Below are 17,288 nucleotides of genomic sequence, written 5' to 3' on the forward strand. Positions count from 1 at the left end.
GGTAAGGTAATGCATACCAACTGCTAACGAGCCTCTTTATCAGATTGCTAGTACCTTTCATGATACATTTAAAATATTATGCTGCCAGGCTATTACTTTAACACATCAGCAGGCAGCATCTCTGTTTCACTTAGTTTTTTATAAGGATTTAGCGGGGTTGTGTCGTGGGCTGCAATACGCTTCTGTTCTTCATCTAGCCAGCCCTTTATGCCAATCTTAATAAAACCACCTACTTCAGCGCGTTCAATAAGTCCCTGGTTCATATCTGCTAACGCGTAAAAGTTAGCCATTATCCCATCAGTATGTACTTTAGCCTTTTCCAGCACCTTTGCCGCGTCGTCAAACTTGCTGTTTTTTCGCAGGGTTTCTATAACTCCGCGTAAACGGTGCCCTTCGGCCATATTCATGGCGAGTGCGTGAAGTTTAGCTACCCTGTTAACACGGTACGCATATGACTTATTGCCTTTTGCTGCTGCTATCGCCGGTTCAATAAACTTCTTTTGTTCGTCAGCCAGCATTTTGCGATCTTCATTATTTGTATCGTCGCGTACGTGATAGCTTAAATCTATATTGGTTGCCCATTCCTGGTAGTAATCGGCTATATATGGGCCGGCTTGGGGGCCGTAATACTTCAAACCATAATCGCGTATAGCTTCATATGGATCATAGGTCTTATCATAATAGGTGCGGCCGCCCAGGTAAGCGTTAAGTCCGTGGTTCCACCAGTATCCTTTCGGATAAGTTAGCATATACATTGCGCTTACATTGTGCTTTATAAAATACCGCCTGTCACTCACCATCGCTTTAGTAAATGGCCCCATTACCCAGGGTTCGGCAAAGTTATCCGGGTAATATTGGCAAATGCTTAAACCACCCTTTGCCGCTTTACGCCAGTTGTCCAGGTTTTTAGCATCGTATGCCGGGTCGTCATACCCTACGCCATGGTAGCGCCCCCACTGCGCCCATATAATCCGCAAGCGTTCGTTAATTACATCAAGGTTAGTTGGAGGGTCGGGTACAGCCCCGTAGCCGCCAATTGTCTCTACCATTACGTCAGGGTGCGTGGTTTTCAATTCTTCGGCAAGTTCGCTTGCCACAACCATCAGCAAATTGCTTGCCCCTGCTTTTTTACAAATATCGCACGCGCAGGGCACGCCCCCGTCAAATGGTATATTGCTGAATATTTTTATCAAGGGTGCCTTCTCAATAAATGCAATAGCATTTTTGGTAAACTCCTTACGCGCATCCTGGTTTGACCAGCAAAACTGCGCGCCTGCATAGGTTTGGGGCACCCGTTTACCATCGCGCAGGCCAAACCACTCCGGATGGTCTTTAAAATATACGTCGTGATTAAGCAACTGATCGAATGAATGGGCCGGTCCATGAATAAACATGCCGCGTTTGTCGAGCTCTGTTTCAACACCATGCTTTTTAAAATCGTCATATTGATCAAACAGCGATACATTGGCGTTAGAGGCCAGCGCCTGCCAGCCTACAGCGTTATAGCGGTTCTTCATGGCCCAGTCAACTTGCTCCTTTGCCAGTTCGTAGTCCATTTTAAAAAACCACCCATCACCATTGTATATCCGGTACCGGGTAGGCGACGACACCATCCAGGAGCTGCTGTTAATTGAAACTGTGCTTAGTGAAGGCACAACTTCCGGGTCATTACTGTCCTGGCGCGGATAAAACCACCTGCAACCAATTTTTTCAAGCAAATCATATACTCCGTAAATTATACCCTGTCCGTTTTCACCTGCTACTACCACTACGTCCGGCTTTGCAGATACCGCTACGGTATAAGCGTCATAACCCTTATCCATTACCGGCAATATTTTTTGATAAGCGGCAGGGATATCCTTTTTTAAACCAATGATAATGCTATAATTGCCTGGCGCTTTAGCTGCAGGCAAGGTTGCACCGCTTATCTTCTGAAGGTACTTTTGCAATTCGCCAGCTGCAAATTTTGCTTCTTTTGTAGCAGATACGGTGTGTATTTTCCATTGGCTTTTATTTGCCTTCACTAATATTACAGGCACATCAGCTGCCCGGCTAAAAAAACTGCTCAAGGTAAATATTACCGTAAAGCACAGGTTAAAAAACATTTTCATTATATTCAGTTTAATCTATTGGTATTACAATTGAGTTGCCGCATCTGCCATTAGTTGGCGGAGCATTACAGGTTGGGTATACACACATTGGGTTTTGCCTATTTACAACTACCGCTTTTGTGTTTACCGCGCTCAGCTGCTACGCAAACCTATTCACTATAAATTTTTGTATTAAGCTCACTTAGCTTAAACAGATTGATCAGGCAATAGTAGTTCACCAGCCTTTAGGCGTCACTGTTATAAAATTATAATTTTATTTTCCTAATGCAATAGGCGCATTTACCCGACCTTGCAAAAAATCACAAAATTCATCAGCAAAAGCGCATGCAGATCTGCTACAAACACACGTAGCATATTACCGCTAAACAAATATACCAGTGGGAAACGGTTAGTATGCGCTCCTCTTAAACCAACATTCTCTTAATGCAAAAAGCGGTGGATACCTTGATATTATTTAACCGGGATAAACTTAATCAGTTTGCCGGGTCCTTCTGATATAGCGTACACATAACCTTCTGGGCTTTCAGCCGCGTATCTGAAACGGCCCTGACCCTGCAGCATTCTATCTTCAGACTTAAACGTAGTTCCGGTAAGCGTAATGCGGTTAAGGTGCGTTAAGGCCAAAGCACCTACCAACAAGTTTCCTTTTGCGCCAGCATATTTATTGCCGGTTATAATAGTCATCCCGCATGGCCCTATGGATGGTACCCAGTAGTGCTTTGGATTTTCCACCCCGGGTAATTCTTTGTTTGGCGTAATTATACTGCCATCGTAATTAACGCCATAAGTTGCTATGGGCCAGCCGTAGTTCTTACCTTTTTGTATCAGGTTTAGTTCGTCCCCACCTTTGGGGCCGTGCTCCACCTCCCATAACCTATTATTGGCAGCATCGTAAACCATACCCTGCGGATTCCGATGTCCGTATGTCCAGATAGACTTGCTTGCACCGGCCGTATTCACAAAGGGATTATCAGCGGGCACCCTGCCGTCATCATATATACGGTGTATTTTGCCATGGTCGTTATCCAATTGCTGTACCTTTGGCTCGGTACCGCGTTCACCTACACTTACATATAAGTATTTATCCTTGTCAAAAACTATGCGACTGCCAAAATGGTGCGTTGCCCTGATGTATGGCTTTGCGGTAAAAATATCCTCCAGGTCAGTGACCTGATTTAATTTGAGCTTAAACCGTGCTACCGCCGTGGTAACACCGCCATCAACAGGTTTTGAATACGTTATATATATCCAGCCGTTTGTCTTATAATCAGGGTGCAACTTAATATCCATTAAACCGCCTTGTCCGGCATTTTTTACCGGCGGCAATCCTACAAGTTTTTTACCTGTAAACTTATCATCCTTAAATATTAGTACATCACCTGCCTTTTCAGTAACTAATAAATAACCCTCAGGCAACCATACCATGCCCCAGGGATTATTTAATCCGGTGTAAATAGTTTTAACAGTTACATTGGCGTTTGCCAGTTTAAGCGCAGGGCCGTCGTCATCCGGCTTAACCGTATTGTCAACAATACGCTGGCATGATATAAATATAATTGCCGCTAATAATATTGTTGGTATGCAATACCTCTTCATTATCAAAATAATTTGTTTTCTGTTCATGTTATAAAGCTACGCTTTGCTAAATAAGTTTTAAATTTCTTACAACTGTAAATCAATGAATAAATGGCAAATTTGATTATTGTAATTAAAATATTACCTGTTAATATTGAATCGCCGATTTTATGCTCGTAAACTAATGTTAAATGCGGTATTGCTTATGTGCGGGATAACTAAATATATAAACATTTGAAGTACGATATTTGCATAAGCCCCTGCCAATACATCATCCATCATTACACCCACACCGCCGGGCAGTTTTTCCATTGATTTTATATAGTGAGGCTTAACCATGTCAAAAAACCGGAACAGGATAAAACCGGCTATAAGTAACCATAAGTTAGCCGGGATAAACAACATGGTTATCCACATGCCGGCTACTTCATCAATAACTACGCGGTAATTGTCTTTACCCCAGTAAGGTTCAACCTTGTTACCGGCGTATACGCCTATAAAAAAAATGGTGATGCCGATGATCAAAAATGCCACCGGAAGCTGGAGCCATGTGGTTTGCCAAACAAAATAAATTATACAGCAAGTAACTGCGGCTGCTATAGTGCCGCCTCCTTTAATATAACCTATACCGAACAGCGTTGCAACAAGTTTATTCATCAACTTCAAATTTAGTTATTTAACTAAATTGGCGAATATATATTTAACACCATGCAATTACCTCATTATGACGATAATCTTATAATGAATATATATTAAAAACAATAATTTTTGTATATTTGTTATGTTTGCATAGTAAACGTATTAATGAGAACGGGCATCATAAAACACTTTTTAGTTCTATTCTTCATTTTTTCCATAATGGAAAAAACAGGTATATCTGTGCTCTCATTAATAGTTGATAACGGTTACCACCTTACCGAAGTTGCCTTTGAAGAGGCCGAGGAAAAAGGTGCTTCAGAAACCAAAGAAGGGGTTAAGGAATATTGGCTTTTTCATCCTGATATAAAGCTCCCTTTACCCTACACAGAACCGAAGCCAATGAATTTTGCCGGTGTAAACAGCAATCTCCATTTGGCTTATTTTCCTTCGGTACCTACACCGCCTCCAAACTACTGTATATAATTTTATTGCGTTGATTTAAATGAGCCGTACCTGAAAAGCGTGCCTGCTCTGTTTTTTACCATTTAATTTTATATACCATGAATACTCAAGTTAAATTTTTAGCAACCCTATTTTCTGCTGCAGCATTATTTTTCACTGCGCAAACTGCATCTGCACAAAGCGTAAGCGATGCTGAACTAAAAAAGAACCAAACACCTATTAAAAATTCACTGTCGTACATTGAGCAGTTAAAGCCATTAACATTTGAATTTAATAAAGACAAGTTTAAGCAGCTTAATCTGCCGGCCGGTACACAGTACGGGTTTAGCACCGACGAGGTACAGCGCATATTGCCCGGCCTGGTAACTAAACAATACAAATGGTATGTTGCAGGTAAAAATAACCAACGTGCTGTAGCCACAAATGCTGTTGATTACGATAAGCTTATCCCACTGTTGGTAGGAGCTATTAAAGAGCAACAGGCTGAGATAGAGCAATTGCGTGCCAGCGTTCAGCAGTTAAAAGCCAAATAATTTAGTTAATAGTTTTAGTGTGGAAGACGTCCCGAATTCAGGGGCGTCTTTTTTTATTCTACTGTTACTGATTTTGCAAGGTTACGGGGCTGATCAACATTGCAGCCGCGCATAACAGCTATGTGATACGCCAGTAACTGCAGCGGTATTGTTGCCAGTAACGGCACAAATGCTTCACCGGTTTGTGGTATTTCAATAACGTATTCAGCCATGTCTTTTACTTCGGTGTCTCCTTCGGTAACAATAGCTATCACATGTCCGCCCCGGGCCTTAACTTCCTGTATATTGCTTATCACTTTTTCATATGATGAATGCTTGGTAGCAATAAACACTACAGGCATATCTTCGTCAATAAGCGCAATCGGCCCATGCTTCATCTCAGCAGCAGGATAACCTTCGGCATGTATATACGATATTTCTTTAAGCTTTAAAGCGCCTTCAAGCGCTACCGGGAATGAACTGCCCCGGCCTAAAAACAGGCAGTTATTGCTCGACTTGAATTTTTCAGCAATCGTTTTTACGTGATCATTTGATTGTAAAGCGCGCTCAACAAGCGTTGGTATCTCATCCAGTTCGGTTAAATACTCAATAAGCTTGCTTTGTGTTATGGCGCCGCGCTTTTGAGCAATATAAAAGGCTATAAGCGTTAACACGGTAACTTGGGCGGTAAACGCTTTGGTTGACGCCACGCCTATTTCAGGGCCCGCGTGTGTATATACACCCGCATGGGTGGTACGCGGTATAGAAGCACCCACTACATTACAAATACCAAAAATAGTGGCTCCCTTTTCTTTAGCCAGTTCAATGGCTGCCATGGTATCCGCTGTTTCGCCCGATTGGGATATAGCGATAACCAGGTCCTTTTCATTGATAATAGGATTGCGATACCTGAATTCAGACGCATACTCAACCTCAACCGGTACGCGCGCATATTCTTCAATCAAATATTCACCCACCAGACCCGCATGCCATGATGTGCCGCAGGCGACGATAATAATGCGGTCGATATTTTTAAGCTTTTCAACATACTCTTTTATGCCGCCCAGCTGTACCTTGCCCTGCCCCGGATAAATACGCCCGCGCAGACAATCACGTATAGAACGCGGTTGCTCGTATATCTCCTTCAGCATGAAATGGTCATAGCCACCCTTTTCAAGTGCCTCAAGTTTAATATCCAGTTCCTGTATGTAAGGCGTTTGTACGGTGTTATCGATATTTTTTATTAACAGATCCTTACGACTTATGTAGGCTATTTCGTTATCATTCAGATAGATGACATTTTTTGTGTATTCAACTATCGGAGTAGCATCCGAGGCTATAAAGTATTCACCGTGGCCTACGCCAATAACCATCGGGCTGCCCTTGCGCGCGGCAATCATCAGATCCGGATCGTCTGCGCTCATAATAACTATGGCATATGCCCCTATTACAGTATTCAGCGCTACCCTTACAGCCTCACGCAGATCAAGGCCAGTTTCCCGCTCGATATCTTCAACAAAATGAATTAATACTTCGGTATCCGTATCGCTTTTAAAAACGTGCCCCTTTGATAGCAGGGTTTCTTTTATAACTGCATAATTTTCGATAATGCCGTTATGTATAATGGTGAGTTTACGGTCGCCAGACGAATGCGGATGCGAGTTACGGTCACTTGGGGCGCCATGGGTAGCCCAGCGGGTATGCCCCATGCCCATGGTACTGTTAAGCGTGATATCTTTTACAAAATCTTCAAGAACGCTTACCTTACCTGCCTTTTTATATACTTTTAAGCCGTTGTCATGTAAAGCAATTCCTGCGCTATCGTAACCACGGTATTCAAGACGCTGTAAACCTTTAATAATAATAGGATATGCATCCCTGTGACCTATGTAACCTACGATTCCGCACATAAATTTAAAATTGACTATTGTAGCAAAAGTAATCAGCTTTTAATACAAAACAACGGTAAGCCCATCAATAATTGCAATAAAAAAGCCCCGTGGGGGGCTTTAATTATTTTATCCTGGTATAAATAATATTGAGCTTAACCCGGAACGGTGAGTTTTTACCCGCCAGTATGGTACGGGCTATGGGGTATCCTGTTGCATTAACATCGGCAGCACTTTGCGCGCTTTCGTTGGCAGCGCCAATAAACGTTCCATAGTCCTTAGTTTTACCCAGCACAAGATTTTGAATATAATTAGTAAGCAAAAAGCGGTACTCATTTTTTACCGGCAAACCCAACCGGCCTCCAAAAAGTGCCGAATAACTGCCCGTCATATCTTCAATAAATGTTCGCTGCTTGGCCAGGTCAAACTTATACATCATTAAATTAGGCAGCGGCGCATACGGAATAATGCTGCCCGGGTAAGGTGTTACCACCAGTTCGGCCCGGTTGATAATAATATCATTTTTCATATCAATCAGCGATTGCAAGCCCGGGAAGCTTACCTTAACCCTTAAACCGCCCATTCCCTGTACATAAGCCTTGGTATTTGACTCTGTTTGATTGGTCAAGGCGGTAAGCACATTCTCGCTATAGGTGTGTTTTATATCGGCAATATGCCGTGTAATAGGTAATGACACTACTGAGGTATCCATTGTAGTACCATTGTTCACCCTTATATAAACCGATAAGGTATCAGGTAAGCCGAAGGTGAGTATTCCCCCGGTTCCGGTAGTGCCTGCTTCATCCAGCTTTACATAAAAGCCTTTAACCGCAGTTTGGAAGTTATCATTTGAATTAAGTTGGTTGCCCGCAGTAAATAACACTTCCCTTATACGCGCGGTGTTAAGCGGTATGCGTAATTGCGGTAACACACGCACAAGGGTATCCGGCTTACCTTTGATAATTGAGAAAACTTTAAGCGTATCATGCGGACGCGCTTTAAATGTTTTTGTTCCCCATACATCGGTGGTGTTATACAACCAGTTTTTTGTGTTATAATAAACTGTAGATGCTACCGGCTTTTCATTTAGTTGAAAAACATTAACCTTATACATCGAATTAACCGAATCGCCATAAAATCCGGCCGAATTGTACTTTATGCTTAAAATAGCCGAGTCGATATCAATTGTGCCTGTGGGTATTGTGTATTTACTTAACAACGGCAGGTTAATATTAGTAACTATGCTTGATTGTGTTAAACCCAATTCAGGATCGTTAAAATAAGCTAATGGCGTACGGGCAAGGTTACCAACCTGTACCGAGTCTTCACGCATTGTATTCAACATAACGGTAGTATCGGCGTATACTGTGCCGCTTAAGCCGTTATCAACACCTAATCCAACGCCATCAGGGTTTTTACAACCGTTTAAAATAAAAAGACTTATCAACAGGGTTAATAAGTCTAGTCTGAAAAATTTCATATATCTGTAATAGCTATCCAACTTTATACCACGTGCGCTAATTCTTCGTTAGCAATTTCGTCGTAAAAATTGTAATAATTTTCTACATCCGAAGTAGAATTGAAATCTAAAACAGCTTTATTGCTGTTTTTAACATTATTTAACACTTCTTCTTCAATATTCTCGCTACCAAGTACAATGCCGTCTGAGTAGTGAATAGCCCCCGCATATAAAGCAGAATTAGTACCTGGTTTATATACATCTGTATGCGTTTCGGTCATATCGTTCATAACCGCTTTCTGTGCAAAATCTGCGTTTAGTTTATCAGTAAAATCATTCTCATAAATTGAATAAACGATCTTCGAATTTTTAAACGTTGGATCATCCTTGTAGGTAGTTTTCAAATACGCTGGTACTAACGCGCTCATCCAGCCATGGCAGTGAATCATATCAGGTGCCCAGCCAAGCTTTTTAACGGTCTCTAATGCACCTTTGCAAAAGAAGATCATGCGCTCATCATTATCTGCATAAAACTTACCATCCTTATCGGCAAACACATGCTTGCGCTGAAAATACTCTTCGTTATCAAGAAAGTATACCTGCATACGGGCAGCCGGTATTGAAGCTACTTTAATAATTAACGGATTATCGTTATCATTAATAATAATGTTCATTCCCGATAAGCGAATCACCTCATGTAGCCTGTTCCTGCGCTCGTTAATATTACCGAAACGCGGCATAAGGATACGTATCTCGTAACCTTTGTCCTGCATAGCCTGCGGTAGCTGGCGTACTATTTCAGAAATTTTTGTGAGTTCAAGGAAGGGAGACATTTCATGAGAAATAAACAAAAGCTTAGATTTACCCATCTCTATAATCTGTATTAAATAAGTTAAGAACCCAAATAAAATATTTTTGGGTTTGCAAATATACGGATATTATATGAACTATCAATGAATTGTGCAAGTAAGTTTGGTTATTTTTGTCGAATTGTTCAACTTCGCCGAATTTTTTAAACAAGCCGGGTATTGGAAAAATTTACAACAAAAAGTAGTGTACAACAGTATGTGCAGCAGCAACGCGCAAGTGGCAAAACCATCGGATTTGTAGCCACCATGGGCGCCCTCCACGCCGGCCATATTTCATTAATTGACATAGCCCGCCGGCATTGTGATATAGTTATTAGCAGCATTTTTGTAAACCCAACACAGTTTAATGACACCAAGGATCTTGAGAAATATCCGCGTCCCATTGCTGTTGACGTAGCTATGCTTGAACAAGCCGGCTGCGACGCTTTATTTAATCCTGAGGTGGAAGAGATGTATTCCGGTGACGAGGGATGGCATTTGGACATTGGCGAACTAGAACACTTGCTTGAAGGCCGGTCGCGACCGGGACATTACCAGGGCGTTATGCAGGTGGTACATAAATTATTTACCATTGTTAAGCCCGACGAAGCATTTTTTGGGCAAAAGGACTATCAGCAGTTTATGGTGATCAACAAAATGACTGCATTGATGAAAATGCCGGTTAAATTGGTGATGTGCCCAATTGTACGCGAGCCTGATGGGCTGGCAATGAGTTCACGAAATATTCATTTGTCAGCTGACGATCGCCGCCACTCGTTAGTCCTTTCACAAACACTGAACCAGGTTTACAGGGATTTTGACCCCGCAAGCATTGCCGGTTTGCAGGACCAGGCTATGCAAACATTGTATAATGAGGAGGGCGTTGAACCGGATTATTTTGTACTGGTAGATGGCGATACCCTGCATCCCGCAAATCAAAACACGCAAAAAGTTGTGGCATTAGTGGCTGCTAAAGTAGGCAACACACGGCTGATAGATAACGTTATTGTTCAATGACGATTCTCTATAATTGATAGTTGGAGTCTTTTACGCTACAACTCATCAGTTATGGTCTATGCACTGTAATAAAATTTGCCCCTGTCCCGCAAACTATTAACTATGAACTAATATGATTAACTTTGTGCCATGATAATTGAGGTATTAAAATCCAAGATACATCGTATAAGGGTAACCCAGGCCGAGTTAAACTATGTGGGTAGCATTACGATAGACGAGGATTTGATGGATGCGGCTGATATAATCGCCAACGAGAAGGTGCAGATAGTGAACAATAACAATGGAGCCCGGTTTGAAACCTATGTTATAAAAGGGGAGCGTGGTACCGGAACGGTTTGCCTTAACGGAGCTACCGCTCGTTTAGCGCAGGTAGGCGACATTATCATTGTAATGAGTTACGCGCACATGGACAAAACTGAGGCGAAAACATACCAACCTATTTTGGTTTTCCCTGATACCGATAATAAGCTGATAAAATAAATTTTCAGCTATTTGACTGCCTATCCCCTGTTAGCTTTTAGTTATTCCTGTTGGCAAGAACATTATTCGCTGGCAACTACAATGTCCCCTTTCAAAAAACAACAGCCTACTCGTTGATATCGGGCTATTGCAATTATGTGTATTACAGTGACCCTGTCTAATTCAATCGTTATTAAAAATTGAAAATTTAATGCGAAATGCCCTCATAATTTCTATCTTTGCACCCCGACGCTGAAGTCGGGTTTATCTTCGCTTTCAGCGCATAGGAAACGGTTAACCCTAGTTAACTTTTGTTTGACTTTAACTTTTTTGAATTAAAAAAGCCCTATGCCCAAAAACACCTCCATCAAATCGGTATTGATCATTGGTTCAGGCCCTATTATTATCGGACAGGCCTGCGAGTTTGACTATTCAGGCTCACAAGCCGCGCTTTCGCTTAAAGACGAAGGTATATCAGTAACTATTATTAACAGTAATCCCGCCACCATCATGACGGATAAGGTTATTGCTGATAATGTATACTTGCTACCTCTTACCACCGAAAGTATTGAAAAAATTTTGCAGGAGCAGCAAATTGATGCCGTACTGCCTACTATGGGCGGCCAAACCGCGTTAAACCTTTGTATTAACGCAGATGAGCAAGGCATATGGAAAAAATACGGCGTTAAAATTATTGGTGTTGATATCGCTGCTATTGAGAAAACCGAAAACCGTGAAGCATTCAGGCAACTGATGGTTGATATTGGTGTTGGCGTAGCCACTTCAAAAATTGCCAATTCATTTTTAGAAGGCAAAGAAGCAGCACAGGACATTGGTTTTCCGCTGGTGATACGCCCAAGTTACACACTGGGGGGCAAAGGGGCAGGTTTTGTACACAAAAAAGAAGATTTTGATGTTGCATTAAGCCGCGGTTTGCAAGCATCACCAACGCACGAAGTTTTGGTAGAGCAGGCAGTGTTGGGCTGGAAAGAATATGAGCTGGAGTTATTGCGTGACAGTCGCGACAATGTGATCATCATTTGCTCGATTGAGAACTTTGACCCGATGGGTATACATACAGGCGACTCGATTACCGTAGCACCTGCCATGACATTGAGCGACCGCTGCTACCAGGAAATGCGCAACCAGGCTATAAAAATGATGCGCGCCATTGGCAACTTTGCAGGGGGGTGTAATGTACAGTTCTCTGTCAATCCCGCTAATGAAGAAATTATCGCGATCGAGATTAACCCGCGGGTATCACGTTCATCAGCACTGGCCTCAAAGGCAACCGGCTACCCAATCGCAAAAATTGCAGCCAAGCTGGCCATAGGTTATAACCTTGATGAGATAGAAAACCAGATAACTAAAACTACCTCCGCTTATTTTGAACCTACGCTGGATTACGTTATCGTAAAAATTCCGCGTTGGAATTTTGATAAATTCAAAGGCGCCAACCGCGAGTTGGGACTTCAAATGAAATCAGTAGGGGAAGTAATGGGTATTGGGCGTACGTTTATTGAGGCTTTGCAGAAAGCCTGCCAAAGCCTTGAAATAGGCCGCGCCGGATTAGGCGCAGATGGCCGCCAAAGCCGCAACCTTGACGAGATTATGCACAGCCTTGAGCACCCAAGCTGGGACAGGCTGTTTCATATATATGATGCCCTTAGCTTAGGGGTGCCGATAGAATCAGTAAGAAAAGCAACTAAAATAGACCGCTGGTTTTTAAACCAGATACAGGACGTGGTGAACCTGGAAAATGAGCTTCGTCGCTACTCGCTTAACAATATCCCGGAAGATATATTTTATACGCTGAAACAAAAAGGCTTTTCAGATGCGCAAATTGCTTACATTTTAGGCAATGTTACCGAAGAGGATGTTTACCAGAGACGTAAAGCACTTGGTTTGCGCCGTGTATATAAAATGGTAGATACATGCGCCGCCGAGTTCCCGGCAAAAACGCCTTATTATTACTCAACCTACGAGGGCGAAAATGAGTCGGTAGTATCTGACAAAAAGAAAATAATAGTACTTGGATCAGGCCCTAACCGTATAGGCCAGGGTATTGAATTTGACTACAGCTGCGTACACGGCCTGCTGGCTGCAAAGGAAGCGGGCTTTGAGGCTATAATGATCAACTGTAATCCTGAAACCGTATCAACCGACTTTAACATGGCTGATAAGCTGTACTTTGAGCCGGTATTTTGGGAGCATGTGCGCGAAATCATCGACCTTGAGAAGCCGTACGGCGTTGTGGTACAACTAGGTGGCCAAACCGCGCTTAAAATGGCAGAAAAACTGCATGAGCACGGTATACGAATCATAGGCACCTCGTTCCCCAACATGGATATAGCCGAAGACCGCGGCCGTTTCTCAGACCTGCTAAAAGAACTTGACATCCCATACCCTAAATATGGCGTGGCAGAAAGTGCTGAAGAGGCGCTTGAAGTAGCCCACCAGGTAGGTTACCCGGTGTTGGTTCGCCCAAGTTACGTACTGGGTGGTCAGGGTATGAGCATTGTGATAAACGATGAGGATCTTGAAAAAGCAGTAGTAAGCCTGCTTAAAAATTTGCCGGGCAACCGTGTGCTGATAGACCATTTCCTTGATCGTGCTTCAGAAGCCGAATCAGACTCGATATCTGACGGTGATGACGTGCATATTATAGGCTTGATGGAACACATAGAGCCTGCAGGCATACACTCAGGCGATTCGTACGCCGTATTGCCGCCGTTTGACCTTTCAGACAATGTTATACAGCAAATGGAAGACTATACCGTTAAAATAGCCAAAGCATTAAATGTACGCGGCCTGCTTAACATCCAGTTTGCTATAAAAGATGAAAAGGTATACGTAATAGAGGCCAATCCCCGTGCATCACGTACTGTACCGTTTATTGCTAAGGCTTACGACGTTCCTTACATCAATATCGCGGCGAAAGTGATGCTCGAAACACACAAACTGAAAGACTTCACCATAGTGCGCAAACCAAAAGGCTATGCTATAAAAGAGCCTGTATTTTCATACGATAAGTTCCCGGAAGTAGACAAGCAACTGGGGCCTGAGATGAAATCAACAGGTGAGGCCATACGCTTTATACCGAACCTGCAGGATCCATATTTCAGGCACTTGTACAAAGAAAAGTCGATGTATTTGAGCAAATAATAATCGATTTGTGATGAGCAGAACGATCTATTTGAACAATATAGATCCGGATGAAATGTATGACACATTCATTAAGATTGAACAGTCATTCGGTATCAAATTTATTCAGGCGGATATGGACAATCTGTATACTCTTGGAGATCTGTATAATGTTGTCCATTCCAAAATAGATCTTATTCATCAGGATAGCTGTACTACGCAACAAGCATTTTATAATCTGCGCAGCATCCTTGTGGCCTACACCGATGTTGACAAGAAGGACATCACTCCTAAAACTGCTATAAAAGATGTTTTCTACAATGAATTGTGGCTCATTGAAAAGGTAAAGCAGCAAACCGGCATAGATATAGCTGTCCTGCAAATGAAAGGGAGTGTAGTATTGTGTCTACTACTATTATTTGTCGCAGGCTGCTTAGCTTGTTGCTTTAATTTGTTAGTTGCATTACTAATTTTTTCCGCATTCACGGTTTCTTTATTAATTGCCGATAAATTTGGCAAAGAAATATCAGTTAAAACCGTCGGTGAAATGGCTGGAAAAATGGCCAGGGAACATTACCTACAAAGCAGGAAATACCGGAATACTGTAAACCGCAATGAGATTAATAAAAAAATACAGGAGCTTTTTAAGCGCGACTTTGCCATTGATTCGTCATCACTAACGCCCAACGCCAGCTTATTTCGTTCTTGAATCTAATCGCTTTAATCCACCGACTACTGATACACCATTAATCCTTTTACCTCAAAACTTATTTTGTGCTTTAAGCGCCCGTTATTTTTGTAAGTGGCCGTGTCCCCGGCAAAATGCTGGTTTTCGGCGGCGGTAAACCATCGTTTTGCTACTCCCTGTATAATTACTGTACGTCCTTCAATATCTGATGGAAGCGTTACATTATAGTCTTTGAAATTAGCCCTGATAGTTTCGCCATTACCGGCGTCCATTTCAAACCAGCCGCCCTTTTCCTTAATTACCTTCACCACTTTACCCTTTAATTTACTGGTAATACGCTTTTTAACTCCCATATAATCCCTCAACGCTGATGCATCCATATTACCGGAAGTGTCGGGCCTTTGACCGAATACCATGCCATGCGGTAAGGGCACCTTTTGTTGTGCCATTGCAGGATGAACCAATGGAAGCAAAAATACTATAAGCAAAATGAGCCAACGCGTAACCATGCCTGTATAACAACAGCCATTTGTGTTGGTTTTAATGCTTGCTTACTACGTTGAAATTAGTATATGGGCAACAGTAATATAATGTTAAACACAGTACGCTTCTCAGGCAGTAAGTTTTACAAGTTTATTTTGCTGCAGTACCGGTATGGCAGTAGTCATATCTACATTAAGGCAAAAAGCAATATCAGCTTCAATACCTAGTTGTTTAAGTCTGTCGCTATGCGATGTTTTTTTAAGATATCCGGACAGGTCGTCTTTGGCAAGCAGATAAAGGTCATTAGCCGCGATAGCCGGATCATCTGTTTTAAATTGCAAACCCTTTAGCTGCTCAACTACCGCGCCGGCAAAAAGCGTATCTTCCAGGTTGAAATTATTTTTCCATCCGGCGCAAACAAGCAAAATATTTTCATGCTGTGTTTTTAACCAATTACACAAGGCTGTAAGGTTGATAAAAGCTCCCAGCACAATTTTTTTAGCCCCTATTGACAAATGCAGGGCGTGGGTGCCATTGGTTGTAGTTAATACTACGGTTTTACCGCTTACTTTATCTGGAGTGTACGAAAACGGGGAATTTCCAAAATCAAATCCGGATACTACAGCACCATCCCGTTCAGCGGCCAGCAAATAGTTTAGGCCTTTTTCGCGATATGCGGCACACTCCTCAACCTGTGAAACCGGGATTATCGCCTCCGCGCCATTTTCAATGCCATAACATATAGACGTTGTCGCTCTAAAAACATCAATGATCACTACTATATAGTCTTCAACTTTGTAAAGCGGCAATAATGCCGGGGTAAGGCAAACTTCTAATCGTTTGTTCATATATCAAAACGGAATACAAAGAGTGTAACTCCTTAAAAAATCTAAAGTTCGGGTTTGTAAAAAGGTGGCTTAACAATCTTCGCCTTTACCTTATTGTCGCGTATTTTGATAAATATCTCGGTATCTTCAGCGGCAAATTCTGTGTTAATATAACCCATGCCTATGGCTTTTTGTAAAGATGGCGATTGTGTGCCTGATGTAACTCTTCCTATCGTAGAGCCTTCGGCATCAGTTATTTCATAATCATGGCGAGGTATACCGCGCTCAATCATTTCAAACCCTATGAGCTTTTTTGTTACACCAGCTTGCTTTTGCTGTTGCAGGGCGGCTGAATTAGTAAACTCTTTATTAAACTTAGTTACCCAACCCAATCCGGCTTCTAATGGCGAGGTAGTGTCGTCAATATCATTGCCATAAAGACAAAAGCCCATCTCTAATCGTAAAGTATCACGTGCCCCTAATCCAATAGGCTTTATGTTGAACGGTTCGCCGGCTTCAAAAATTGCATTCCATATCTCTTCAGCGTGGACATTGTCAAAATATATCTCAAATCCACCCGCCCCCGTGTAACCTGTTGCTGATACCAGCACATTATCTACCCCGGCAAATTTCCCTTTTTTAAAAGTATAATATTCCATGGACGCCAATTCAATATCAGTTAGGGTTTGAAGCACCTCGGCGGCTTTGGGGCCCTGTACGGCTAACAAGGAAGTACGGTCTGATATATTTTTCATTTCCACACCGTTGGTGTTAAACTTCAATATCCATTCCCAGTCCTTTTCAATATTTGAGGCATTAACCACCAACATGTAGGTCTTGTCGTCTATCCGGTAAACCAGCAAATCGTCCACAATGCCACCATTTTCATTTGGCAAGCACGAATATTGCACTTTGCCATCATACAATTTAGCAGCGTCATTACTGCACACCCGTTGTATCAGGTCGAGCGCGTTATCGCCTTTTAAAATAAACTCGCCCATATGACTTACGTCAAACACGCCCACGCCCTTACGTACCGCCTCGTGCTCGGCATTTATACCAGTGTATTGCACAGGCATATTATAGCCTGCAAAGGGCACCATTTTGGCTCCTGCCTTTATATGAATATCTGTTAACGCCGTATTCTTCATCAGTCAGTAATTTAGGGCAAAAGT

General features: G+C 42.3%; 15 protein-coding genes. 6 read left to right on the forward strand and 9 right to left on the reverse strand.

The genetic code is table 11. The features are described 5' to 3' along the window. Positions 1–92 precede the first annotated feature (92 nt). From DJ568_RS06965 to DJ568_RS06975, 3 genes are all read right to left on the reverse strand, one after another. Positions 93–2,111, reverse strand: a complete 2,019-nt coding sequence (locus tag DJ568_RS06965; protein ID WP_114004537.1) for a DUF4838 domain-containing protein — start codon at positions 2,109–2,111, stop codon at positions 93–95. Positions 2,112–2,561: 450 nt separating this feature from the next. Continuing rightward, the gene (locus DJ568_RS06970; RefSeq protein WP_199560904.1) at positions 2,562–3,734 is read right to left on the reverse strand and encodes a PQQ-dependent sugar dehydrogenase; all 1,173 of its coding nucleotides are present in this window, start codon (positions 3,732–3,734) and stop codon (positions 2,562–2,564) included. Between the two features lie 120 nt (positions 3,735–3,854). After that, positions 3,855–4,343, reverse strand: a complete 489-nt coding sequence (locus DJ568_RS06975; protein ID WP_199560911.1) for a phosphatidylglycerophosphatase A family protein — start codon at positions 4,341–4,343, stop codon at positions 3,855–3,857. Between the two features lie 201 nt (positions 4,344–4,544). Here DJ568_RS06975 and DJ568_RS06980 point away from each other — a divergent pair, with 201 nt between their 5' ends. After that, a complete protein-coding gene (locus tag DJ568_RS06980) occupies positions 4,545–4,808 on the forward strand; it encodes a hypothetical protein (RefSeq protein WP_114004539.1) in 264 nt (87 codons plus the stop codon). Positions 4,809–4,885: 77 nt separating this feature from the next. Further along, positions 4,886–5,320: a tail fiber domain-containing protein gene (locus tag DJ568_RS06985; protein WP_114004540.1), complete on the forward strand. Its 435-nt coding sequence runs from the start codon at positions 4,886–4,888 to the stop codon at positions 5,318–5,320. Between the two features lie 53 nt (positions 5,321–5,373). On the opposite strand, the gene glmS is transcribed toward DJ568_RS06985, so the two are convergent. The 3 genes from glmS to DJ568_RS07000 form a co-directional block, all read right to left on the reverse strand. After that, positions 5,374–7,209, reverse strand: coding sequence for a glutamine--fructose-6-phosphate transaminase (isomerizing) (glmS, locus tag DJ568_RS06990; RefSeq protein WP_114004541.1), 1,836 nt, complete (start codon positions 7,207–7,209; stop codon positions 5,374–5,376). Between the two features lie 103 nt (positions 7,210–7,312). Then, positions 7,313–8,668: a DUF4270 family protein gene (locus tag DJ568_RS06995; RefSeq protein ID WP_114004542.1), complete on the reverse strand. Its 1,356-nt coding sequence runs from the start codon at positions 8,666–8,668 to the stop codon at positions 7,313–7,315. A gap of 23 nt (positions 8,669–8,691) precedes the next feature. Further along, positions 8,692–9,516: a glycogen/starch synthase gene (locus tag DJ568_RS07000; protein ID WP_114004543.1), complete on the reverse strand. Its 825-nt coding sequence runs from the start codon at positions 9,514–9,516 to the stop codon at positions 8,692–8,694. 159 nt (positions 9,517–9,675) lie between these two features. Between DJ568_RS07000 and panC the strand changes: the two genes are divergently transcribed. The 4 genes from panC (at position 9,676) to DJ568_RS07020 (ending at position 14,824) form a co-directional block, all read left to right on the forward strand. Then, a complete protein-coding gene (gene panC / locus DJ568_RS07005) occupies positions 9,676–10,512 on the forward strand; it encodes a pantoate--beta-alanine ligase (RefSeq protein ID WP_114004544.1) in 837 nt (278 codons plus the stop codon). Between the two features lie 129 nt (positions 10,513–10,641). After that, positions 10,642–10,992: an aspartate 1-decarboxylase gene (gene panD / locus DJ568_RS07010; RefSeq protein ID WP_114004545.1), complete on the forward strand. Its 351-nt coding sequence runs from the start codon at positions 10,642–10,644 to the stop codon at positions 10,990–10,992. 327 nt (positions 10,993–11,319) lie between these two features. Beyond that, entirely contained in the window at positions 11,320–14,136 is a 2,817-nt protein-coding gene (gene carB, locus DJ568_RS07015; protein ID WP_114004546.1) for a carbamoyl-phosphate synthase large subunit, read from the forward strand. Positions 14,137–14,149: 13 nt separating this feature from the next. After that, positions 14,150–14,824: a hypothetical protein gene (locus DJ568_RS07020; RefSeq protein ID WP_114004547.1), complete on the forward strand. Its 675-nt coding sequence runs from the start codon at positions 14,150–14,152 to the stop codon at positions 14,822–14,824. Between the two features lie 23 nt (positions 14,825–14,847). On the opposite strand, the gene DJ568_RS07025 is transcribed toward DJ568_RS07020, so the two are convergent. From DJ568_RS07025 to gcvT, 3 genes are all read right to left on the reverse strand, one after another. Beyond that, complete coding sequence (locus DJ568_RS07025) at positions 14,848–15,252, reverse strand: DUF4920 domain-containing protein (protein WP_158534890.1); 405 nt, start codon at positions 15,250–15,252, stop codon at positions 14,848–14,850. Between the two features lie 162 nt (positions 15,253–15,414). After that, a complete protein-coding gene (locus tag DJ568_RS07030; RefSeq protein ID WP_114004549.1) occupies positions 15,415–16,134 on the reverse strand; it encodes a 2-phosphosulfolactate phosphatase in 720 nt (239 codons plus the stop codon). Between the two features lie 41 nt (positions 16,135–16,175). Then, complete coding sequence (gene gcvT, locus DJ568_RS07035; RefSeq protein WP_114004550.1) at positions 16,176–17,264, reverse strand: glycine cleavage system aminomethyltransferase GcvT; 1,089 nt, start codon at positions 17,262–17,264, stop codon at positions 16,176–16,178. Positions 17,265–17,288: the final 24 nt, after the last annotated feature.

It is taken from the genome of Mucilaginibacter hurinus, from assembly GCF_003324525.1.
Lineage (GTDB): Bacteria > Bacteroidota > Bacteroidia > Sphingobacteriales > Sphingobacteriaceae > Mucilaginibacter > Mucilaginibacter hurinus.